General features: G+C 70.9%; 14 protein-coding genes. 7 read left to right on the forward strand and 7 right to left on the reverse strand.

Translation table 11 applies throughout. The features are described 5' to 3' along the window. Positions 1-4 precede the first annotated feature (4 nt). The 3 genes from A3CQ_RS0104335 to A3CQ_RS0104345 are packed head-to-tail and all read left to right on the forward strand — an operon-like array spanning position 5 to position 4,099. A complete protein-coding gene (locus A3CQ_RS0104335; RefSeq protein WP_020509686.1) occupies positions 5-1,513 on the forward strand; it encodes a CocE/NonD family hydrolase in 1,509 nt (502 codons plus the stop codon). A 13-nt stretch (positions 1,514-1,526) separates the two neighbouring features. Then, positions 1,527-3,230, forward strand: coding sequence for a class I mannose-6-phosphate isomerase (locus A3CQ_RS0104340; RefSeq protein ID WP_020509687.1), 1,704 nt, complete (start codon positions 1,527-1,529; stop codon positions 3,228-3,230). Further along, positions 3,227-4,099 carry an ROK family protein gene (locus A3CQ_RS0104345; protein WP_020509688.1) on the forward strand — a complete coding sequence of 291 codons (873 nt, stop codon included), beginning with the start codon at positions 3,227-3,229 and terminating at the stop codon, positions 4,097-4,099. Before A3CQ_RS0104340 ends, A3CQ_RS0104345 begins: the two co-directional genes overlap by 4 nt. Before the next feature lie 19 nt (positions 4,100-4,118). On the opposite strand, the gene A3CQ_RS0104350 is transcribed toward A3CQ_RS0104345, so the two are convergent. The 5 genes from A3CQ_RS0104350 to A3CQ_RS0104370 all read right to left on the reverse strand — a co-directional run bounded on the left by A3CQ_RS0104350 (position 4,119) and on the right by A3CQ_RS0104370 (position 12,646). Beyond that, complete coding sequence (locus tag A3CQ_RS0104350; protein ID WP_020509689.1) at positions 4,119-5,765, reverse strand: hypothetical protein; 1,647 nt, start codon at positions 5,763-5,765, stop codon at positions 4,119-4,121. A 34-nt stretch (positions 5,766-5,799) separates the two neighbouring features. Continuing rightward, positions 5,800-5,937 (reverse strand): RICIN domain-containing protein, encoded by a 138-nt coding sequence (locus tag A3CQ_RS58695; RefSeq protein ID WP_020509690.1) that lies wholly within the window; start codon positions 5,935-5,937, stop codon positions 5,800-5,802. Between the two features lie 240 nt (positions 5,938-6,177). After that, positions 6,178-10,656, reverse strand: coding sequence for a glycoside hydrolase family 3 C-terminal domain-containing protein (locus A3CQ_RS0104360; protein ID WP_020509691.1), 4,479 nt, complete (start codon positions 10,654-10,656; stop codon positions 6,178-6,180). 142 nt (positions 10,657-10,798) lie between these two features. Beyond that, the gene (locus tag A3CQ_RS0104365; protein ID WP_020509692.1) at positions 10,799-12,367 is read right to left on the reverse strand and encodes a GGDEF domain-containing protein; all 1,569 of its coding nucleotides are present in this window, start codon (positions 12,365-12,367) and stop codon (positions 10,799-10,801) included. Between the two features lie 81 nt (positions 12,368-12,448). Continuing rightward, positions 12,449-12,646 (reverse strand): hypothetical protein, encoded by a 198-nt coding sequence (locus A3CQ_RS0104370; protein ID WP_020509693.1) that lies wholly within the window; start codon positions 12,644-12,646, stop codon positions 12,449-12,451. 119 nt (positions 12,647-12,765) lie between these two features. Here A3CQ_RS0104370 and A3CQ_RS51440 point away from each other — a divergent pair, with 119 nt between their 5' ends. Next, complete coding sequence (locus tag A3CQ_RS51440; RefSeq protein WP_051115130.1) at positions 12,766-13,626, forward strand: hypothetical protein; 861 nt, start codon at positions 12,766-12,768, stop codon at positions 13,624-13,626. Here A3CQ_RS51440 and A3CQ_RS51445 read toward each other — a convergent pair. Further along, the gene (locus A3CQ_RS51445; protein ID WP_020509695.1) at positions 13,623-15,122 is read right to left on the reverse strand and encodes a GGDEF domain-containing protein; all 1,500 of its coding nucleotides are present in this window, start codon (positions 15,120-15,122) and stop codon (positions 13,623-13,625) included. The two genes, A3CQ_RS51440 and A3CQ_RS51445, sit on opposite strands and share 4 nt — an antisense overlap. Before the next feature lie 616 nt (positions 15,123-15,738). Between A3CQ_RS51445 and A3CQ_RS0104385 the strand changes: the two genes are divergently transcribed. The 3 genes from A3CQ_RS0104385 to A3CQ_RS0104395 are packed head-to-tail and all read left to right on the forward strand — an operon-like array spanning position 15,739 to position 22,479. Next, positions 15,739-18,486, forward strand: a complete 2,748-nt coding sequence (locus A3CQ_RS0104385) for a glycosyl hydrolase family 95 catalytic domain-containing protein (protein ID WP_020509696.1) — start codon at positions 15,739-15,741, stop codon at positions 18,484-18,486. A 13-nt stretch (positions 18,487-18,499) separates the two neighbouring features. Then, complete coding sequence (locus A3CQ_RS0104390) at positions 18,500-19,666, forward strand: ThuA domain-containing protein (protein WP_020509697.1); 1,167 nt, start codon at positions 18,500-18,502, stop codon at positions 19,664-19,666. Then, positions 19,663-22,479, forward strand: coding sequence for a PQQ-dependent sugar dehydrogenase (locus A3CQ_RS0104395; protein ID WP_020509698.1), 2,817 nt, complete (start codon positions 19,663-19,665; stop codon positions 22,477-22,479). Before A3CQ_RS0104390 ends, A3CQ_RS0104395 begins: the two co-directional genes overlap by 4 nt. Positions 22,480-22,548: 69 nt before the next feature. Here A3CQ_RS0104395 and A3CQ_RS0104400 read toward each other — a convergent pair whose 3' ends face one another. Beyond that, positions 22,549-23,370 (reverse strand): class I SAM-dependent methyltransferase, encoded by an 822-nt coding sequence (locus A3CQ_RS0104400; protein WP_020509699.1) that lies wholly within the window; start codon positions 23,368-23,370, stop codon positions 22,549-22,551. Between the last annotated feature and the right edge of the window lie 105 nt (positions 23,371-23,475).

Genomic DNA, 23,475 nt, shown 5'->3' on the forward strand with positions numbered 1-23,475 from the left:
CCGCATGGCGGAAGAGGTCGAGACCACCATGCGCGACGGCGTCGTCCTGCGCGCGGACGTCTACCGGCCGGCCGGGGGCGGCCCCTGGCCGGTGCTGCTGGCCCGCACGCCGTACGGCAAACGGGATCCGGGCGTGCTCGCCCGCCTCGATCCGGCCGCCGCCGCGCGCCGCGGCTACCTGGTCGTCGTCCAGGACTGCCGCGGGCGGTTCCGGTCCGGCGGTCGCTGGGTGCCGCTCGCCCACGAGGAGGCCGACGGGGCCGACACCGTCCGCTGGGCGTCCGGCCTGCCGGAATCCGACGGGCGCGTCGGCATGTACGGGCCCAGCTACCTCGGCTACACCCAATGGGCGGCGACCGAGGCGCGACCGGCCGCGCTGCGTGCCGCGGTGCCCGCGTTCACCTGGGCGGACCCGGCCGACGGACTGGTCGCCCGGGGCGGCGCGCAGGAACTCGGGCTGGTGACCCACTGGACCCTGACGCTGGGGGTCAACGAGCTGGAGCGCCGGAAGGCCGGGCTCGCCGGGCTGAACGCCGCGCTCGCCAACCTGGCCTCGCAGACGTACTGGGAGATCCTGGCCGGCCGGGGACCGACCATGCAACGCCTGGGCCTGCCGGCGCCGGCGGCCGGGCACGCGCGAGCCGCCACCGTGGGCGTCCCGACGCTGACCATCGCCGGCTGGTTCGACGCCTTCCTCCAGGGCAGCCTCGACAACCACGTCCGGGCCCGCGACGCCGGGGCGCCCGCGGCGCTGATCGTCGGGCCGTGGACGCACGACGGCGACTCCGGTTCGCTCTTCGAACGCCAGCTGGACTGGCTGGACCGGTTCCTCCGGCCGGAACGCGCGAGGGTCACGCCGGAACTGCCGGTCCGGGCGTACGTCATGGGTGCCGGCGAGTGGCGCGACTACCCGGCCTGGCCGCCGGAGTCGGCCGATGTCGCCTGGTACCTGCACGCCGGCGGCCGCCTGTCGACCGACCCGCCCGAGCCCGACGCGCCGCCGGACGTGTTCCGCCACGATCCCGGCGACCCGGTTCCCACCTGCGGGGGCGCGTTGCTGATGGCGCCCGGGTTCCCGGCCGGGCAGCGCGACCAGCGCCTGGTCGAGGAGCGCGACGACGTCCTCGTCCACACCAGCGCGCCGCTGCGGGCCCCGCCGGAGGTCATCGGCCGGGTGCGGGTTCACCTGGTCGCCGAGTCCACCGCGCCGAGCGCCGACTGGGTGGTCCGGCTCTGCGACGTCGACACCTCCGGCGTGTCCCGGAACGTCACCGACGGCATGCTCCGGAGCCATCCCGGGAACCAAGCGCGGGAGCACGTCGTCGACCTGTGGTCGACGGCCCATGTGTTCCGCCCCGGCCACCGGGTGCGCCTGCAGATCGCCTCGAGCTGCTTCCCCCGGTGGGACCGCAACCTGAGCGCCCCGGACGCCCGCCAGACCGTGCACCACGACGCCGCGAACCCGTCGCGCGTCATCCTTCCGGTCGTACCGAATGCCGTATCGAATGCCTAGGGAGAACACCGCGATGACGCCGATTCGTGGCTACGAGGCCGAGCCCTGCCATGTCGTCACGGCACCGGTGGGCACGGGATACCGCTCCGCGGTCGCCGGTCTCGACCGCGGGCGGGTCCTCGCGGTCGACGGGCCCGCCGCGGTCGACTGGGACACGGTCGGCGCCGAGATCGGCGAAGCGCTGGCCGCCCGGGAGCTCGCGGCCAAGCCGGTCGACATGCGCGAGTACTTCGCCGCGTGGCCGGACATCGTCGCGCTCACCGCGTCGGCGGCGCTGCCGGACGACCCCGATTTCGCCACGCTGTCCGCGGTGGACCTGGCCGATTTCTTCGCCGAGATCCCCGCGGTCGAGGCCGCCCCCGACGCGGTGACCGTCGTCTTCGGGCCGGGCGCGGCGCTCGTCGCGCACGACGACCTGTGGTACGCGGACCTGCCCAAACGTCACGCCGAGGCCGGGATCGCCGGCGGCACCGGCCGCAATCTCGGGCAGCCGGCCGGCACCGGCGCCGGCACCACCCGCCGCCTGTTCTACATCGACTGGCCGGTGCTGGACCGGCACCGCGACGCCCTGGTCGCCGTCGTCGACCGGTGGCTGGACACCCAGGATTCGGCCGCGCCCGCCTGGCTGGACGGCCCGGCGCTGCGGGCGGCCCTGGCCGAGCTGGCGTCCCAGCCGTTCCGGACCCGGCCCACCTTCAACACCACCTCGTGGGGCGGGCACTGGGCCCAGCAGCGGCTCGGCCTCAATTCCGAGGCGCCCAACACCGCCCTGGGCTACGAGCTCATCGCGCCGGAGAGCGGCATCCTCATCGGCGATCCGGCCGGCCCGCGCGTCGAGATTCCGCTCCAGGCGCTGGTGGCCCTGCACCCCGAGGAGGTCCTCGGCACCCACGTGCACGAGAAGTTCGGCGCCTCGTTCCCGATCCGGTTCGACTATCTGGACACCGTGGGCGGCGGGAACCTGTCCGTGCACTGCCATCCCCGGCACGACTACATGCGGCGGGTCTTCGGCTGGCCGTACACCCAGCACGAGACCTACTACCTGATGGTCGGCGGGCCCGGCCGTCGCGTGTTCCTGGGCCTGCGCCAGGGCGCCGACCTCGACGCGTTCCGGCGCGAGGCCGACCGCGCGGTCCACGACGAGGTGCCGTTCGACGTCGAGCGGTACGTCCAGACCTTCCCCGCCGAGCCGCACCAGCTCTTCCTCATCCCGGCCGGCACCCCGCACGGCAGCGGCGAGGGCAACGTCGTACTCGAGATCAGCGCCACGCCGTACCTGTACAGCCTCCGCTTCTACGACTGGCTGCGCCGGGACCGCGACGGCCGGCAGCGCCCGGTCCACGTGGGCCACGCCTTCGCGAACCTCGACACCACCCGGTCGGGCGTCGACGTGGCGCGCGACCTGGTCCAGCAGCCGCGCACCCTGCGCTCGGGTGACGGCTGGCGCGAGGAGGTCATCGGCCGGCTTCCGGAGATGTTCTTCGAGGTACGGCGGATCGAGCTGGCGGCGGGCGCCGTGGTGGACGACACCACCGACCGCCGGTTCCACGTCCTCAACGTCGTGCAGGGCGACGGCATCCTGGTCGAGACCGCGCTCGGGGATCGCTACCTCCTCGCGTACGCGGAAACTCTGACCATGCCCGCCGCGGCCGGCGCCTACCGGGTGCGCGCCTGCGGAACCGACCCGGTCCGCTTCGTCAAGGCGCTGGTCGCGTGACCGCCGTCGTGTCGGCCATGGACATCGGCGGCACGCACGTGAGCGCCGCGAACGTGGCCCTGGAGACCGGCAGCATCGTTGCCGGCCAGTCGTTCCGGGAGCCGCTGGACGGCGCCGCCAGCGCCGCCGAGATCGTGGACGCGATCGCCCGCTGCGCCCGCCGCCTTCCGGCCTCCCCCGGCGGCCGATGGGCCGTCGCGTTGCCCGGGCCCTTCGATCACGAGCGCGGCATCGGGCGGTACGAGGGAGTCGCCAAGTTCGAGGCGTTGCGCGACTTCGACCTCCGCGCCGCCCTGGAGCGGCGACTGCCCGCGGGGGCCCGCCTCAGCTTCCACCACGACGCGGACGCGTTCCTGCTCGGCGAGTGGTGGACCGGCGCGGCCCGCCACCACCGGCGCGCGGCCGGGATCACGCTGGGCACCGGCGTCGGCTCCTGCTTCCTGCGGGACGGCCACATCCTGCGGGACGGGCCGGGAATCCCGCCCGAGGGACGGGTCGACCTGCTGCGCTACGCGGGCCGGCCGCTGGAGGACACGGTGTCCCGGCGCGCCATCCGCCGGGCGTACGCGGAGGCCACGGGCCGATCGCCGGGGCCGGACGTGCGGGAGATCGCGCAGTGCGCGAGGCAGGGCGACACGGTCGCGGGCGGTGTCCTCGCGCGGGCCTTTCGCACACTGGGCGAGGTGCTCGGCCCCTGCCTCGTGGCGTCCGGCGCGACGGTGCTGGTGGTGGGCGGATCCATCGCGGCGTCGTGGGATCTCGTGGCCGGACCGCTCCGAGCCGGAACGACCGTCGCCGTCGAACCCGCCCGCCACCCGGCCGACGCCGCGCTCCTCGGCGCCGCCTACCTGGCCGCCGTCCGGGACTGATCCGCCGGGCCGGGCGGCGTCAGGCGCCGATCAGGTCGAACTTCTCCCAGGCGCCGATCGACGCGCGGTTGGCGATCAGCGCCTGCGCGCCGGCGTTCTCGGCCGTGACGTAGTTGTTGTCGGCCAGCGCCCGGAGGCTCACCGTGCCGTCGGCGTTGCGGAGGAGCTGGAACGTCTCCCATCCGCCGACGGCGGTGCGGTTGGCGATCAGCGGCGAGACGCCCGCGTTGTCGGCGCAGACGATCTGGCCGTTGGCGTGGGCGCGCAGGGCGACGTTGCCGCCGCCGGCGTCGAGCAGGTCGAACTGCTCCCAGGCGCCGATCGTCGTGCGGTTGGCGATCAGCGGTGAGGCACCCGCGTTGTCGGCGCACACGTACAGGTTGTTCGCCCGGGAGCGCAGGCTGATCACTGTGGTCGACGGGTTGCCGAGGACCGGCGCGGTGGGCCGGGTGGCGGTCAGCGCGATCTGGCCCTTGAGCATGCGGCCGCCGTCGCCGGTCAGCCGCAGGTAGTAGTCGGAGGAGCAGGCGGTGCCGTCCTCGTTCAGGCCGAGCAGACCGGAGTTGGCCGGGAGGTACGCCGACGACTCGGCGGTCTTGACGATCTGGTTGCCCTCGTTGAACTCGTCGTACATCGAGATGTAGATGCTCTGCACCCCGCCGCGGACCATGTTGTAGAACTGCCGCCACATGAAGTCGCCGTGCACCCGCTGCCGGGCCGACACGTCGCCGGGCAGCACGCAGGGCTGGTAGTCGACGCCGTTCGCATTGCAGTCGGCCAGGTCGGGCAAGGTCAGGTTGGCGTACGCGTTGTCGGCCTCGGCGATGGTGCCGATCGCGCCGACCATCCACGGCGAGAGCATGTTGAACGCGTGGTACACGCCCAGGTACCCGGCCCGGGAACCGGCCGTCGCCGTACGCCATCCGCGAGGAACCCCGCCCATGACGTAGCAGCCCTGGCCCTTGAACCAGTTGATCACGTCCAGGCAGGCGGCGGCGTCCCACGGGTGGTTGGGGTCGTCGAACCCGAAGCCCCAGATGCCGACCACCGGCCGGCCCTGCTGCCGGGCGTACGCGCTCGAGGCGGCGTGAGCGGACATCTTGCTGGTCCAGTCGGCCTTGATCTCCGACTGCATAGCGGTCCAATTGCTCACGTCGTACATGACATAGAACTTCCGGCCGTACGCCTCGGCCGCGGACCGCACCCGGGAAGCCACCGCGTCGCGGGTGGCGCCCTCGCCCCCGTTGGGGTTGAAGCGCTGGAGGGCGGCGGTGTCGATGTTGTTCTGCTGCATCCACTGGAAATGCAGGTTCACCGTCGCCTGGTCGTAGGACGAGAAGAGCGTGGCGGGCTGGCCGTTGCCGAGGTTGGCGTACGCGGTCTGATAGCCCTTCGGGTACTCCCGCATGTCCGGCCACGCCCGCAGGGTGCCGTTGTTGGTCGGCGACGGCGGCTGCGACCAGTTCTGCGACCAGTGCCACCACGCGTTGATCGGGGCGCCGTCGCCGATGCAGGCAAACCACCCCTGGTACCCCACGGTGATCTTGCCGACCACGTCGCCGGGCGCGCTGGCGGCGCCGGCCGCGCGGGCCAGGAAGGGCGTGGTGACCGCGGCGGCGCCGGCCACAGCGGCGGACTTGAGGACCGTGCGGCGCGACAGTCTCACGAGGGGCTCCTTGCCGGTCGTTGACGAGGCATGGCTAGCCCCGGTGCCACTTCTGGTTGGTGGTGCCCGCGCAGTCCCACAGCTGCAGGGCGGCGCCGTCGTTGCCGCTGCACGCGGCGATCTGGATGACCGCGCCGTTGGCCGTGGAACCGCCCGCCACGTCCAGGCACATGTTGTTCTGCGTGCGCAGGGTGCCGCCGGCGGAGGAACGGCATGGCGACCACCTCGGCAACAAATTGTTAATAAACCTCGCAGTCGCCGCCACCGTAGGACCACTCATCGTCAGCTGTCAATATGTTGCCGGTTCCGGAACCATTCTTCCGGCCGCTCGTCGACTCCTTACGCCCTTGACGTTCACCCGTTCCCACGCGGTCCGGCTCCTGGCCCCACCCGAGGGACGGGAGCCGCCGAATCAAGGGCCGACCGCCGCCGCGAAGACGTGCATGGCCGTGGTGCCCGGATGCGCGCCGTCGCTGATCGCGGGCAGGGTCAGGTATCGCACGGTCTTGCCCTCGGTCAGCGGGACTGTCATCGCGTACAGGCTGATGTTTTGCACGATGCTGCCGTTGGCGGTGTTGACCTGCGGCATCGTCGCCAGCGTGTCGCCGCCGCCGGTCGGGTTGTTGTTCCACCAGTCGTTGAAGTCGAGGGTGAACTTCTGGGTGCTGCCGTCGGTGTAGGTCACCACCGCGGTGCCGGTCGCCTCGCCGTACGTGCTGGTCCCGACGATTCCCAGCCGGGCGCCGGCGCCGCTGACCGGCACCGTCTGGCCGTTCGCCACGATGTTGTCGGGCTCGCCGGGCGACCCGCCGGGCCAGGCGAAGGCGATCCCGTCGTGGGTGAACGTGCCGCCCGGGGTCAGGCCGGCCGCGGCCAGCGCCTGGGCCGAGAGGCTGTAGCCGCCGCCGTCCAGGCTGCCCTTGGTCTGGTCGCCGTCGTCGCTGATCCCGGGGTTGTCGAGGGCGGCGGCGAACGAGGCGTACGGAAGCGACACGGTCGCGGTGACCGTGCTGTGCCGGGCCGTGCCGTCCTCGGTGAATGCGGCTGTCGCGGTCAGCGGGTACGCGCCCGGAACGGCGCCGGCCGGCACGGACACCTTCCAGGTGGTCGTGGCGGACGCGCCGCCGGGCAGGGTCGGGAAGGTCGACGGTGCCGTCGCCTCGACCGTCCAGCCGTCCGGCGCGGTGACCGTGACGGCCACATCGGACAGTGGCGGCGAACCGGCCCCGTTCGGCAGCGAGGTGGTGGCGGTGAGCACGTCCCCGGGAGAGGCCATGGCCGGCACGGTGAGGGTGAGCGGCCGGTTCACGGCCAGCGCGAAGATGTGCATGGCCAGGCCCGACACCGGGCCGTGGCTGACCTCGGGCAGCGTGACGTACTTGACCGCCTTGGTCTGGTCGAGCGGGATGGCCGCGAAGTACATGCTGACCCGCTGGTTGACCCGGCCGCCGGTGCTGTTGATGTACGACGTCGAGGTCAGGATGTCGCTGCCCGGCGCGGGCGAGTTCGACCACCAGTCGTTGAAGCTCAGCTCGTACGGCTGGGTGGTGCCGTCCGCGTACACGATGGTCCCCGCGCCGGAGGCGGTGCCGTTGTTGGCGGCGCCGACGATGCCGAGCGTCGGCCCGGTCCCGGAGACCGCGATCGTCTGCCCGCTCGCGACGACGTTGTCGGGCGTGCCGGGCGCGACGTCGGGCCAGGTGAACGTGGTGCCGTCGTGGGTGACCGACTCCCCCGGCCGCAGCGCCGGGTTGGCCGCGGCCAGCGCCTGGGCCGAGTAGCTCAATGCGCCGCCGTCCAGGCTGCCGGCCGACGGGTTCGCGTCGTCGCTGATCCCGGTGTTGTTGTAGGCGGCGGCGAGCGACGGATACGGCAGCGAGACCCGGGTGCTCCCGCCCACCGTGTGCCGTCCCGTGTCGTCGGTGAAGGTCACCGAGCCGGCCAGGTCGACCTCGGCCGGGGCGGCGCCGGCCGGCACGTGGACGGTCCAGGTGGTGGCGACGTTCCGTCCCGGCGGCACGGTCCTGAAGGTGGCCGGCGTCTCGGTGGTGGCGGTCCACCCGGCCGGCAGGCCGAGCGCGAACGTCACGGTGCGCAGGGTGACGCCGCCGGCCGGGTTCGGCATCGACGTGGTCGCGGTGAAGTCGCCGCCCGCCTGGGCGATCGCGGGCGCCGAGATCGCGAACGGCGTCCGGACGACGATCGGGGCGCTGCCGGTGACCCCGTCCACGGTGGCGCTGATCGTGGCCGCGCCGTTGCTGTGGGCGGTGACCAGGCCGCGCGAGGTGACCGTGGCCACCCGCGGGTCGCTGCTGCGGTAGGTGACGTGCGCGTGCCTCAGGTCGGCGAACGAATGATCGGACTGCGCCGCCTCGACCACGTGGTCGGCCGCGACGTGCTGGGCCGCCTGCGCGGTGTCGTCGCCGATCCACGGGTTCACCCCGGTCAGGTCGAGCCGGTCGCCGGGCCGGTAGACGATCTGTCCGGGCTCGACGGTGACGCCGGTGACCCGCGGCGCGATCCGGCCGCTCACGCGTACGGCCGACTGCGCCACGACGTGCGCGGCGTCGGTGGCCACCTGGAACTGGTAGACGCCGGGCTGGACGACGTCCCGGTCGTTCCGCTCGTCCCAGAAGGAGAGGTCGCTGATCTTGACCGGTACGGCCAGCCGCTCGGTCCGGCCGGGCTGGAGCACCTTGGTCTTGGCGAATCCGGCCAGCCGCTTGATCGGCAGTTCCCGCCCGGCGACCGGCGGCGAGGCGACGTAGATCTGGGCCACCGTGGCGCCCGGCACCGAGCCGGTGTTGGTCACCGAGACGCGGACGTCCACGGTGTCGTTCGCGTCGGCCCTGCTCGGAACGGACAACCCGGCGTACCGGAAATCGGTGTAGGAGAGGCCATATCCGAAGGGGTACGTCGGCGTACCGGTGAAATCTTGATAGGTGCGGCCGAGACCGTTCGTCTCACCCGGGGCGAGGCCGTAGTTCTCCATGGCCGGCAGCTGCGAGTCGTCGCGGTACCAGGTGAAGTTGAGGCGCCCGCTCGGGTTCTGCGCGCCGAACAGCACATCGGCCAGCGCGTCACCCTGCGCCTGGCCGTTGTAGCCGCTGAACACGATGGCCGGGAAGTCGTCCTGCACGTCGGCGATGGCGATCGGCCCGTTCGTCTGCATCGCCAGCGCGGTGCGCGGGTTGCCGAGCGCGTGCACCTGGTCGATCAGCGACCGGTAGTTGCCCGGGATGGCGAGATTGTCCCGGTCGTTGCCCTCCCCCGAGATCTTGCCGTCGGTCCCGACGAACACGACGACCAGACCGGCCGTCCTGATCGCGTCCTGGGTCGCCGCCGAGCAGGCCGCCGGCGCGGTCGCGGTGGTCGAGGTGCCGCAGGGGTCGAAGGTGACGGTGGCGGCCGGATCGGCGGCCTTGACCGCGTCGGTGATGCCCTGGACCGGGCTGACCCGATGGGTCGGGTCGCCGGAGTAACCGCCGAGCGTCACCGTTCCGGCGAGGTCACCGACGATCACGACGTCGTGCAGCGCGGCCGGATCCGCCGGCAGCAGGCCGCCCTCGTTCTTGAGCAGCACGAGCGAGTTGGCGGCGACGGAGCGCGCCAGCGTCTGGTGCGCCGGGCTCTCGATCTGCTCCTTGGTGATCTTCGTGTAGGCCACCCTGGCCGGCGGGTCGAACTCGCCGGTGCGCATCCGGAGCGTGAACAGGTGCACCAGCGCCTGGTCGACGACGCCCTCGCTGAGGATGCCGCCCTGGATCGCGGCCTGGATGTTGCTCAGCGTCGCCTCGTCGCCGGTGCAGTTGACGTCGGTGCCGGCCCGCAGCGCGTACGCCTGCCCGCCGGCCGGAGCGGGCACCTGCTTGCCGGTGGCGGTCTGCGTCCACACCGCCCGCCCGCCGGTCGTCGCCGTGGTCCAGCCGGGCGGCGCCCAGTTGTGGCTGCCCGGGTTCCAAATGTCGCCGACCGCGCCGCAGTCCGACGTGACGTAGCCGTCCAGCCCGTACGTGCGGCGGGCGATGGCGTCGGTGGTGTACGTGTCGGCCGGCGACGGCGTCCCGTTGATCGCGTTGTACGAGGTCATCAGGCCGGAGACGTCCGCGTCCTCGATCAGGCTCTGGAACTGCCGGAGGTAGTAGTCGCGCAGGTTGGCGTCGGTGGTGTCGGACGACCCGCGGTTACGGGTGTCCTCCACGTTGTTCAGCGCGAAGTGCTTGGCCGTGGCCGCCACCTTGAGGTACGGCGTGCCCTGCCCCTGATAGCCCTCGACGTACGCCCCCGCCATCCGCCCGACCAGGTACGGGTCCTCGCCGAACGACTCGTCCGTGCGTCCCCAGCGCGGATCCCGGTCGAGGTTGACGGTGGGCGCCCAGTAGGTGAGCGAGCCGTAGTCGTCGGCGCTCGGGCCGAGGTTGTTCTGCCCGGTGCCGAACAGCGACTTGTCGAGGAAGCCCCGCGCCTCGTCGGAGATGGCCGTGGTCTCCCGGTACATCAGGGCGGGGTCCCAGCTCATCGACGACGCGAAGTTGGTCGGGAAGCTGGTGGCGTGCACGTTGTCGACCGAGCCCTGCGAGCCCCCGGCGACGTCCGCGCCCAGCCGGTTGATGCCGTGCTGCCCCTCGCTCCAGTACGTGTACTGCTGCACACCGAGCCGCGGGATGGCCGGGGCGTTGTTGGTGTGCAGCTGCAGGACCTTCTCCGGCAGCGTCATCCGGGACACCAGGTCGGCCGCCCGCTCCCCGAACGAGTAGTGGGCGTCGAGATAGACCGGGACCGGATCGGCCGCGGCCGATGCGGGGGCGGCCGCCACGACGGGAAGGGCCGGGACGAGCAGGAGGGCGGCGGCGAGGGCGACAGCGCGCCGCAGCGGATATGTCGTGACCACGGTGCCTCCAGGAGCGCGGACGGCAGCTACATCCAGAAACCTCGATATCTGATTGCAATATTTGTACCAAGAGTTGAAACATTCGGGAAGTCAGATCGAAAAAACTGGATGGACCACCGGCGATCGCACGCCGATCCGGTGGTCAGTAGTCGCCGGCCACGACCTGGTTGCGGCCGCCGTGCTTGGCGGCGTACAGGTTCTCGTCGGCGCGGGCGAGCAGGCCCGGCATGGTGTCGTCGCCGCGCGGCGAGGTGGTCACGCCGATGCTGGCGGTCACGGCGAGATCGCCGGTGAGCGGCCTCCAGGCGTACGACTGGAGGCGTCGCCGCAGCCGCTCGCAACGCCGGACCGCCTCGTCCGCGCCGACGCCCGGCAGGATAAGCACGAACTCCTCGCCGCCCAGCCGGGCCGCGATCGACGCGTCCTCGGTGGCGGCCTCGGCCAGCAGCTCGCTCACCTGCTTGAGCACCGCGTCGCCGGTGCTGTGCGAGAGGGTGTCGTTGATGCGCTTGAAATGGTCGAGGTCGACGATCGCGAGCGACACGGGCCGGCGATCCACACGGGCCGAGCCGAGTATGGCCGGCAGTTTCTCGTTGAGGTACCGGCGGTTGTAGAGGCCGGTCAGCGCGTCCCGGTAGGCCATCTCGCGGAAGCGCTCGTTGTCCTTGCGCGCCTCGGTCGCCTCGAACACCGTGTTCAGCGCGTGGGCGCGAGCTTCGCGCTGGATCGAGCGCAGCGAGGCGAAGACGGCATGGAAGGTCCGATATTCCTCGTACGCCTCGCGGTACCTCCCGGTGTCCGCAAGCAACGCCGCCTTTTCCTCGTGCGCCCGCATGCGCAGCGTTTCCAGCCCGCGTTCCTCGCACATGCGGAAAGCCGCGTCCAGAGCGACCTGCGACGCGGGGTACCGGGAGTCCAGCCGGCGGGCCTCGGCCAGGGTCAGCAGGCACTCGGCCAGCGCGTCGCCCTCGTCGCCCCGTACCGCCGACTCCTCGTGCAGGACCGGGCCCAGGAGTTCCTCGACCACGCCGTAGCGTCGCGACATCATCTCGACCCGGGCCACCGTGTCCAGCTCGTTCGCGGTGAAGGCGCGGCCGCAGTGCGACAGGGTCTCGCGCATGCGGGCGACCAGCGCCCGGGCGCCTGCCTCGTCGTCGTTCTCGTAGGCGATGTAGGCGACGTTGTTGAGGATGTAGAGCACGAGCTCGAACTCGCCGATCGCCGTGGCCAGGTCGAGCGCCTCGCCGAACCGGCGGTGGGCCTCGTCGGCGGATCCGTTCTCGTCCAGGGCCACAGCCAGGGAGACAAGGTGCCGGGCCCGGAGCACCGGGGCCGCGTCGTCGGCGAGGTTCGCCACGCACTGCACCGCGTGCCGGAGCGCGTCCGCCAGGTCGCCGATCTGGCGGTGGAAGATGGCCATCTCACGGTGGGCACGGGCGAGGAGGTTCGGGGTGTCGTGCAACACGGCCCAGTCGAGGACCCGGCGCGCCCGGTAACCGCCCTCGGCGGAACGGCCCTCGCGCAACAGGACACTGCACTGCAGGAGCATCGCCCGGTGCGCCAGCTCCGCGTCGCCCAGCTCGACCGCCCGGAGCTCGGCCATGACCGCCGGCTCCTGAATGGTGCGGAACTGCGACACGGACCGGCTCTCCAGCTCCGCGATGACCTCGGCGAGGGCCGTCCGATCCGCCGGCGCGTCGATCGTCGTCACTGCATTCACCCCCTCCCGAGCGGCGGCCGGGCCCGGTGACCCGGGCCCGGCCGCCTGCCGACGTTCACAGTGCCGGCGGAATCAGTTCCCGTCGCCCTGGTTGTTCTGGTTGGAGGCGGGGGAGGCCTTGACCGACATGATCTTCCCGGCTTCGTGCGTCGTGGTCTGGGAGCTGTCCGACCCGCCGCCGAGGGCCGAGCCGACGACGCCGGCCGCGCCGGCCGTCAGGGCGACGCCGGCCGCGACCGTGGCGAGAGTGGCGAAAATTCGGGAGCGCATTCTGTTCCTCCGTAGCTCAGGTGGGGGACCTGAAGGCAAGAATTCGCTGCCCCGGTTGCATCCGGGATGCCGTACGGGTGCGAGCGGGTTGCCAGGGCGCGGGGCACTAGGATTCCGCCGTGAACGCTGACCGGCCGTGGCTCGACCGGGTGCCGATGCCGGCCGGTCGGGTCGCCGACGCGGCCGACCAGCTGGCCCTGCTGCGCCTCGCGGGCTCGATCGGCGGGCTGGGCAGCCACCCTCTGGTGCTGCCGGCGGCCGAACCGCCCAGCGCGATGATGGCCGCCGACCGGGTGGCGGGACCGATGCCGATCCGGATCGCGGCCTTTCCGGCCCCGGACATCCGGATTCCGCTGAAGCAAGGCGACTACGCGGTCTGGCGCTACGACGGCGAGAATCCGGTGCCGGCGGTGGCCAAACCCACGACCGAGGCCGTACGCATGCTGCGCGAGACCGCCGCGGGGCCGTGGCCGCCGCCTCTGTCCGCACGACCCCGGGCCGAAGCTCTGGGCCGGCTGCCACTCGACGATCTGCTCGGCCTGCTGGCCCATCCGCCGGAGTCCCCGGACACGCCGCACTGGCAGGACCTCAAGCTGTCGACCCCCACCTACTGGTACCGGGTCACGCAGCCGTGGACGTGCCTCGGCATCCTGCGGCATCGTGAGGACGAGCCATGGGCGACCTCGACCCGGCGCCGAGTGTTGATCGATCTCGCCTTCGGCGTGGAGGACTGGGTGGCCGACTCGGCGCTGCTCGCCCTGGTCACCGCCGCCCACGACGATCCGGCGCGGCGGGCCGAGGTGCGCGAACTGGCCCGCGCCCGGCTGGACGAGGCTGCGGTCACCGCCGCCTCCCGGCCGGTCACCATCGCGGAGTCGCTGGCCCAGCTGATGCTGATCACGCCCGGCTGCACGGCTGATGACCGCGCCCGGGCGAGGTCAATGCTCGCGCCGGCGTCTTCCCGCCTCGCCGATAACTAGGCTGTCGCCGCGGTCAGTGCCGACCAGTCCGGGTCGGGGCGGTACACCGAGAACCGGCCCTTGCCTTCGCGCTTCGCGGTGTACATCGCGACGTCGGCGTGGCGGAGCAGGTCGGCGGGCAGGTCTTGCCGGGCGCGCTCGGCGACCCCGACGCTGGCGTTCGCGGCTAGCTCGTGGTCGCCCAGCCGGACCGGCAGCGCCAGGGTGTCGACGATCCGGGCGGCCACCTCGGCGGCCTGTGTGGTGTCGGCGCGCGGGAGCAGCACCGCGAACTCGTCGCCGCCGAGCCGGGCGACCAGGTCGTCGGGTCGCACCGCAGTGCGCAGCCGGCGGGCCACCTCGATCAGCAGTTCATCGCCCACCGGGTGGCCGAGCGTGTCGTTGACGGTCTTGAAGTCGTCCAGGTCGATCAGGATGGCCGAGACCAGTTCCCCGTTGTCGGTGGCGTTGTCCAGGGTTTCGTTGAACAGGGCCCGGTTGGCCAGGCCGGTGAGCGCGTCGTGGGTGGCCTGCTCGCGGAGCCGCAGCTGGTGCTGGCGCAGCTGCTCGACGAGTGCGGCGTTGTCCCGGAACGCGAGCAGCTGGCGGACCACCACGGTGGCGGTCGCGGCGACCGCGCCGATGAGCACGGCGAGCTGGTCGCTGTCGGTCACCACCGCGGCGAACAGCAACGCGTCGACCGCGCCGATCGCGAGGTAGGGCAGCACGCTGTACGGCCGGGTGCGGGGCACCGACGCCACGGAGGTCGCCCGACTGCACTGCACGACTCCGGCGAGAGCCGCGACGAACCCCTCGGTCGTCGTGATCACGTCCGAGACGCCGGCGTACCGAGGGTCGCCCAGCACCGGCACCAGCGCCGAACCGATCGCGCCGACCCCGACCACGGCCGCGAGCAGTCGCAGGGCGAGCGAGTCCACGGCGACCGTGCCGGCCAGCATCAGCTTCACCACGGCGAGCACGGCGAGCAGGCAGATCAGGCACATCACCAGCAGCCCGAGCACGGTCGCCGGACCGCTGCCGCTGCTGAGCTGAGGTCGCAGCACGAAGTGCCACAGGAAGGTGGACGCGCCGATCAGCACGGTCGCGGCGTCCATCCCGAGGCGCAGCCAGTCGGCGCCGCTTCGCCGAGCGCTCGGCAGTCGCAGCAGACTCCACAGCACCAGCCCGAGCGCCACCACGAGCAGCCCGACCGACACGTAGAACACCGGCCCGACGCCCGCACGGGTACCGCCCACGGTCGCGGCGGTGAACGGCCCGGTGGCCGGGGCGATCAGCAGCGTGGCGACGGACAGCCGGCGCCAGAATCGACGACCGGCCGGGGTCAGCTCGGGCAGCTTGGCGGCCTGACGGAAGTACCAGGTCACGGCCAGCATGCTGAGCGCGCCGGGCAACCAGCCGGCGACCGCGAGATGGTCCCAGCCGATCATCCGGGCTATGCACCAGCCGACCGCGGCGGCGTACAGCAGCCCGTACACCGAGGTCAGCCGGCGAAGCATTCGCCTCTCCAACGCTTCACCGCCTTCCGTCGCAGGTGCCATCGACCTGCCGCGGGCGGAGCTGAGCCCAACCGGCCGTTCGCCCCCGTCCCGCCACCGTGGTATCCGCCACGACAGCCGCTGGTGCACACCGCGAGCGCGGTTGTCGGGAACGCTGCTTCCACGCACGCGCCCCGAAGGCGGTCAGCTGCGCCGTGGTCGAGCCGGTGGTGTCGCAGTCGGCGACCACGTACCGGATCGTTGTCCGTCGCGGCGACCGGGTCACGGCCACCGCCACGCGCTGTGTGCAGACCGGTGGCCATGGCCTGACCTGGAAGCGTTGCCTCGATGCGCAGTCGAGCACGAGGGGCCGGGGCCCAACCGCGCAGCAGGTTTGTCCGTCTGCGGACGAAAGATCTGACCGGATCCTGACCGGTAGACATCGGATCTTTCCGCAAGCGTAGGGAAGTGATCACTGTCGAAGCAACCAGCAAGGCGGCCATTTGGACGGATCGCGAGACATCGATGGTGGAGGATTGACCGCCGCAGACATCCTATGTTAACTGTTCGTCTCAGGCATGTAATCGATCGCCGCCGCGGGCCGGCCAGCCGCGGACTCCCCCGGAGGGTCATCCACATGAGCGTGCGCAAACTGTTCCGTACGGCGGCGGCCGGCCTCATCCTCGGTGGCCTGCTCGTTGCCCACCCGTCCCCGGCCGGCGCGGCCCCGACCGACGCCGCGTTCAACTCGAGCACCGGCGCGCTGAACGTCGACTACGCCGGATACCTCTCCAAGCACGACATCGTCTACAACCGTCCGAACACCAATCCGTTGTACGGGCTGACCGTTGGCAACGGTCATACGGGTGCAATGGCCTGGCAGCAGAACGGCCTGACCATGCAGGTCTCGGGCACGGACCTGGCGGAGCAGTCGACGTACGCGGCCGGGAATCTGAATCTGCAGACCAGCCCGGCGCTGGACAGCGGCTACACGACCTTCCAGCAGCGGCTTTCCCTGTACGACGGCACGCTGACCACCAGGTACGACAACAACCGCACGGTCACCGTGCTGGGCTCACCGAACTCCGAGGTGATGGGCGTCCACGTCGAGGACTCGCGCTCCGGGGTCGGCAGCATCTCGCTCGACCTGAGCCTGTGGGACATGAACACCGTGCAGAACATCGCCGACGTGCCCGACCTGAACACGTGGCGCACGGTCAGCACGTTCGCCGACTCGACCGGCGCCGGGCTCAGCCGCGGGCAGACCGACGCCAACGGGTTCGGCTACACGTTCGCCGCGACCGTCGAGGGCGCCGCGTACTCCGCGCAGACGGTGAACGGCACCCGCGTACGGCTGAACATCACACCTTCATCGAGTTACACCATCTGGTTCACCGCCGCCAGCCGCATCAACGCGCCGAGCCGCAACTCGGTGCAGCAGGCCAAGAACCAGCTCGCCGCGGTCAAGTCGACCGGATACGCGACGACGCTGACCAACTACCGCAACTGGTGGCACGGCTTCTGGCAGAAGTCGTTCGTCCAGTACAACGCGGGCGGCTCCGACTATCTGGAGAACGTGTACTACCTGGCCACCTACATGATCGCGGCCGGCGGCTACGGGAACTACCCGGTCCACTTCATCAACGGCGTGTTCCGCGCGACGCAGGACAACTCGAAGTGGAGCAACGGGTACTGGTACTGGAACCAGCGCGACGTCTACAACTCGTTCTACGCGTCCAACCACGCCGACCTGGTGAAGACGTTCAACAACCTGTACTCCCGGAACCTGGGCGCGCTGAAGGCGTACACCCAGACCCGGTACGGCAGCGACGCGCTGTGGGTGCCGGAGACGATGGGCTGGGACGGCAACGCCCGCGGCACAGTGAACAGCGATTACGTGAACGACATCTACTCGACCGGCACCGAGGCCGCGTACAACATGTACCTGTACTACCGGTACACCAACGACGCCTCGTACCTGCAGAACGTGGCCTACCCGTTCATGAAGGACGCGGCGCGTTTCTACCAGAACCGGTTGTCCCGCAACGGATCCCAGTACTACATGGCGAGCTCGAACTCCCACGAGACGTACTGGGACGTGAAGAACGCGATCACCGACCTGGCCGCGGTACGCCTGTTGTTCCCCCTGACCATTCAGGTCTCGACCCAGCTCGGCCTGGACGCCGGTCTCCGGGCCGGCTGGCAGGACGTGCTCAACAACCTCGCGCCGTACCAGACCCAGAACGGCGCCTACCTGCCGCACGACCCGCCGATCTCGCAGACCCGCAACAACGAGAACGTCGCGCTCGAGCTGGTATGGCCGTATGACCAAACGGGCATCGGATACGCCGACACGCAGACCGCGATCAACACCTGGAACGTCCGTCCCTTCCCGTACGGCAATGTCTGGTCCAACGACCACGTGCACGCCGCCCGGCTCGGCCTGGGCGAGCAGGCGTACCAGGGCATGCGGACGATGCTGCAGAAATACCAGAACTATCCGAACGGTATGACCAGCAACACCAACGGGGTGTTCGAGTACCTCGGCATCCACCTGGCCGCGATGAACGAGTCGCTCCTGCAGTCGTACAACGACAAGATCCGCGTCTTCCCCGCGCTGCCCAACGATACGGGTTTCGTCGGCAAATTCACCCTGCTGGCCAAGGACGGCTTCGTCGTCAGCTCCGAGCGGGAGGCCGGCGAGACCAAATACGTCGGCCTCCGCAGCCAGTTCGGCAAGCAGGCCCGCGCGGTCAACCCGTGGGGCACCCAGGAGATCCGGGTGCGCCGCACCTCCGACAACGCCATCCTCACCACCGTCTCGGCCGGCGAGGTCAGCTTCGCGACGACCGCCAACACCACCTACGTCGTGGAAAGAACGGCAAAACCCCTTTCCTCGTACGCGTCGACGACGCTCACCGGAAGCGCCAACCAGGGCGTGAAATCGCTCAGCGGAACGGCGTCCACATTGGGCCTCGGCACCGCGACCGGTGGTGGCGGCGGCACCGCGCTGCTCGCCCAGGCCAACGGCAAGTACGTCAGCGCCCCCGCCAACGGCAATCTCATCGCGAGCGCCACCGCGGTCGGCGCCACCGAGCGCTTCGACATCGTCGACCTCGGCGGCGGCAACGTCGCCCTGCGCTCCCGCGCCAACAACATGTACGTCTGCGCCGAGAACGCCGGCGCCAACCCCCTCATAGCCAACCGCGCCGCGGCCGGCTCGTGGGAGACGTTCGCCCGGATCGACAACGGCGACGGCACGATCAGCCTCCGGGCGACGGTCAACAACAAGTACGTGGTGGCCGAGAACGGCGGCGCCGCCGCCCTGGTCGCCAACCGGGACGCGATCGGTCCCTGGGAAAAGTTCACACCCATCCCCCAATGAGGAGACAGCACTCATGCTGCGACGCCTCGCCACCATCCTGTCCGCCCTCGTCCTCATCCTCATCGCCGCCCCGGCGTTCCCCGCGCCGGCGGCGGCACCCCTCACCAAGGTCCTGGTGTTCTCGAAGACCGCTGGTTTCCGGCACGACGCCATCCCCGCCGGCATCGCCGCGATCCAGCGGCTGGGCACCGAGAACGGCTTCACGGTCACCGCGACCGAGGACGCCGCCCAGTTCACCGCGGCCAACCTCGCCCAGTACCAGGCCGTCGTCTGGCTCTCCACGACCGGCGACGTGCTCGACGCCAACCAGCAAGCGGCGTTCCAGTCCTACATCGCGGCCGGCGGCGGTTACGTCGGCGTGCACGCGGCGGCCGACACCGAGTACGACTGGCCGTGGTACGGCGGGCTGGTCGGCGCGTACTTCCTCTCCCACCCCGCGATCCAGCAGGCCACCGTACGGGTCGAGGACGCCACGAACCCGGCGACCGCGCATCTGCCGGCGGCCTGGGTCCGCACCGACGAGTGGTACAACTACCGGACCAATCCCCGCGCCAACGTCCGCGTGCTGCTGAGCCTCGACGAGGGCACGTACTCGGGCGGCTCGATGAGCGGCGACCACCCGATCACCTGGTGCCAGAACTACGCCGGTGGCCGCGCCTTCTACACCGGGCTCGGGCACACCCAGGAGTCGTACGTGGATCCGAACTTCACCCGGCTGTTGCTGGGCGGCATCCGGTTCGCGGGCGGCGCGGTCACCGCCGACTGCACCCCACGCACCAACCCGACGCCCACCGGCACCGCGCTGCGCTCGCGGGCGAACAACAAGTTCGTCAGCACCGCGGCCGGCAACCTGATCGCCAGCGCCACCACGGCGGGCACCACCGCCGAGCGGTTCGATGTCGTCACCCTCTCCGGTGGCAACGTCGCGCTGCGCTCGAAGGCGACCGGGCTGTACGTGTGCGCGGAGAACGCCGGTAACAACCCGCTGGTCGCGAACCGCGCGGCGGTGGGCTCGTGGGAGACGTTCACGCTGATCACCAACCCCGACGGCACGGTCAGCCTGCGCGCCACCGTCAACAACCGGTACGTGGTGGCCGAGAACGCCGGCGCCGGCGCGCTCATCGCCAACCGCACCGGGATCGGCGCCTGGGAGAAGTTCGACCTCGTCACGGGAGGATGACCATGCGACTCGCTCGTTCCCTGGCCGCCGTGACCCTGATCGTCACCGGCGCGGCCGTCGCGGCCACCCGCAGCGCGCCGGCCCAGGCCGCGGACATCCCCGCGACCGACTACCAGCAGGTCTCGCTGGCCCGCGGCAGCGCCGAGCTCGGCGAGGCCATGTCGCTGGCGGTCCTGCCCAACCGCTCGGTCCTGCACACCGCCCGCAACGGCACGGTCCGGGTCACCGACGCGGCCGGCAACACCAAGGTGGCCGCGAACATCCCGGTCTACAGCCATGACGAGGAGGGGATGCAGGGCGTCGCGGTCGATCCGAACTTCGCGACCAACCGTTGGATCTACCTTTATTACTCGCCGACACTGAGCACCCCGTCCGGCGACGCGCCGACCACCGGCACCGCGGCGGACTTCAATGCCTGGAAGGGCCACCTCAACCTGTCCCGGTTCACGCTGAACGCGGACGAGACCATCAACCTGGCCAGCGAGGTCGTCGTGCTGACCGTCGACAACGACCGCGGCCAGTGCTGCCACGTCGGCGGCGACATCGACTTCGACGCGTCCGGCAACCTGTACCTGACCACCGGCGACGACACCAACCCGTTCGAGTCGCAGGCCTTCACCCCGATCGACGAGCGGACGAACCGCAACCCGCAGTTCGACGCGCAGCGCTCGGCGGCCAACACCAACGACCTGCGCGGCAAGGTTCTACGGATCAAACCTCAGGCCAATGGCACGTACACGATCCCGGCCGGCAACATGTTCCCGCCGGGCACCGCGAACACCCGCCCGGAGATCTACGCGATGGGCTTCCGCAACCCGTTCCGGATGAGCGTGGACAAGCCGACCGGCATCGTCTACCTGGGCGACTACGGGCCGGACGCCGGCGCCGCCGACCCGAACCGCGGGCCCGGCGGGCAGGTCGAGTTCGACCGGATCACCGCGCCCGGCTTCTACGGCTGGCCGTACTGCACCGGCACGAACACGACCGCCGAGACCTACAACGACTACACGTTCCCGTCCGGCCCGTCCGGGGCAAAGTTCAATTGCGCTGGTGGTCCGACCAACAATTCATTCCGCAACACGGGCCTGCAAGCCCTGCCGGCCGCGAAACCCTCGTGGATCCGGTACGGCTTCGACTCCAACCCGCCGGAGTTCGGCAGCGGGTCGGAGTCGCCGATGGGCGGTCCGGTCTATCGGTACGACCCCGCCCTCAACTCGGCGATCAAGTTCCCGCAGTCGCTGGACGGCCGGTACTTCGCCGGCGAGTACGGCCGCCGCTGGATCAAGGCGATCCAGGTCAACAGCAACGGCACGTACGGCGAGATCAGCGCCTTCCCGTGGACCGGCACGCAGGTCATGGACATGGCGTTCGGGCCGGACGGCGCGCTGTACGTCCTCGACTACGGCACCGGGGCGAACGACCAGGCCCTGTACCGGATCGAGTACATCGGCGGCGGCAACCGGGCCCCGATCGCGGTGGCCACGGCCAACCGCACGTCGGGGCCGAACCCGCTGACCGTGGCGTTCTCGTCGGCGGGCAGCAGTGACCCCGAGGGCGGGGCGCTGACCTACCTGTGGACGTTCGGCGACGGGACAACGTCGACCGCGGCGAGCCCCACGAAGACGTACACAAGCAATGGGAATTTTGTCGCGACGCTGAGGGTGACCGATCCGACCGGCCTGAGCGGCACGGCCAGCATCCCGATCACGGTCGGGAACACCGCGCCGACGGTCACGCTGACCACCCCGGCCGACGGCTCGCTGTTCAGCTTCGGCGACACGGTTCCGTTCACGGTGACGGTCAGCGACCCGGAGGACGGCACGATCGACTGCACCAAGGTGACCGTCACCTATCTGCTCGGCCACGACAGCCACCAGCACCAGATCACGTCGAAGACCGGCTGCTCCGGGACGCTGACCGTGCCGGCCGACGGTGAGCACGACAGCGCCGCCAACATCTTCGGGGTGTTCGTGGCCTCGTACACTGACAGGGGCGGGCTGACCGGGACCAGCCAGCGGACCCTGCAGCCGCGGCACCGGCAGGGTGAGCACTTCGGCACCCAGTCCGGCGGCGTGCAGATCGCCACCCACGCGACCGCCGAGGGCGGCGCGACGGCCGGGTACATCGACAACGGCGACTGGATATCGTTCCGGCCGTACAACCTGTCGAACGCGACCCGGTTCACCGCCCGGGTGGCCTCGGCCGGCGCCGGAGGGACGATCGAGGTGCGTACCGGATCGCCCACCGGAACGCTGCACGGCACCGCGACCGTCGCGAGCACCGGAGGATGGGAGACGTACGTTGATGTCAGCACCGCGCTGAGCAACGTCCCGTCCGGTCCCACCCAGCTGTACCTGGTGTTCAAGGGCGGCGCCGGAAGCCTGTTCGACGTGGACGCGTTCACCTTCGACACCGGCGGGGTGCCGACCCCGGGCTCGACGCTGAAGGCGCTGGTGAACAACCAGTTCGTCTCGGCGCCGAACTCGACGACGTCGCTGATCGCGAACAAGGCGGCGGCCGGCACCACCGAGCGGTTCGACGTGGTCGACCTGGGCGGCGGCAACGTCGCGCTGCGATCGCGGGCGACCAACCTGTACGTGTGCGCGGAGAACGGCGGCGCCCAGGCGCTGATCGCCAACCGCGCGACGGTCGGACCGTGGGAGACCTTCGCCCTGATCCGCAACGCCGACGGCAGTGAGAGCCTCCGGTCGGCGGCCAACAACATGTACGTGACCGCGGAGAACGCCGGGGCCAATCCGCTGATCGCCAACCGGGCGGCGATCGGGGCCTGGGAGAAGTTCGACCTGGTCTGAACGACGGGAGGTGCGGTGGTCCGGGAACGGGCCACCGCACACCCAGGCGGGCAGTACGGTTCGAAGGGGTCATTTCGCGGTTGCGCTGGCAACCTTGACGGAGGTGGGCAAGTCGAACCCGCCGTCGGCGGCGTACTCGGCGGTGAGACGATCGAGGGCAGCCCGGATGCGGGCCTGCGTCGCCTCCGGTTGGGTGATCACCAGGCTCCGCGTCCGCACCGTGCCGCCGACCAGGGCATCGAACAGGTCGCCGACGTAGTGGTACGTGAAGGCGACCGTGGACACCGAGGCGTCCACGAACCCGGCCGCATTGAGCAGCCCGACGAACTCGGCCTCGTCGGCGAAGCGATAGAACGGCGGCCCGGTCGGCAGGTCCGGCGGCGGCGCCGCGCCGACCTCCTGTACCGCGTCGTAGAAGACTCCGGGCATCCGGGATGCGGCCGGCACGTCCCAGGTGGAAAGGGCCACCTTCCCGCCGGGGGCCAGCACGCGGGCGAACTCGGCCGCGGCCTGCTCCGGCCGGCCGAGGTGCAGGATGGCGAAGTTGGCGACCACCACGTCGAACGAGTCGTCGGCGAATTGCAGGTGCTCGGCGTCGCCGTCGACGAACTCGACCGACGGGTGCAGCGTCCGGGCCAGCGCCACCATCGCGGGCGCGACGTCCACCCCGACTGCCGACGCGCCGCGGGTGAACGCGGCGGCGGCGACGTAACCCGGCCCGCTGCCCACGTCGAGTACCCGGCTTCCGGGGCCGACGGCGGCTGCATCGAGGAGTGGCTCGACGACCTGTCTGGTGATCGGCAGCAGCAGCCGATGATAGGTGGGCGCCCGCTTCTCCCAGCCGGCGGCCTCGAACGCGTTGAAGGCATCCGGATCGACCTGCGTACCCATCGTGACCTCCCGGTTTGGATGTCATGAACTCGACTCCAGGGTGTGCGTAAGCACCCTCGACCGGATCGGGCAGGTCGCCTTATTGTCACGGCGACGGCGCTTACG

The sequence above is a fragment of the Paractinoplanes globisporus DSM 43857 genome, from assembly GCF_000379645.1.
GTDB classification, from domain to species: Bacteria; Actinomycetota; Actinomycetes; order Mycobacteriales; family Micromonosporaceae; genus Actinoplanes; species Actinoplanes globisporus.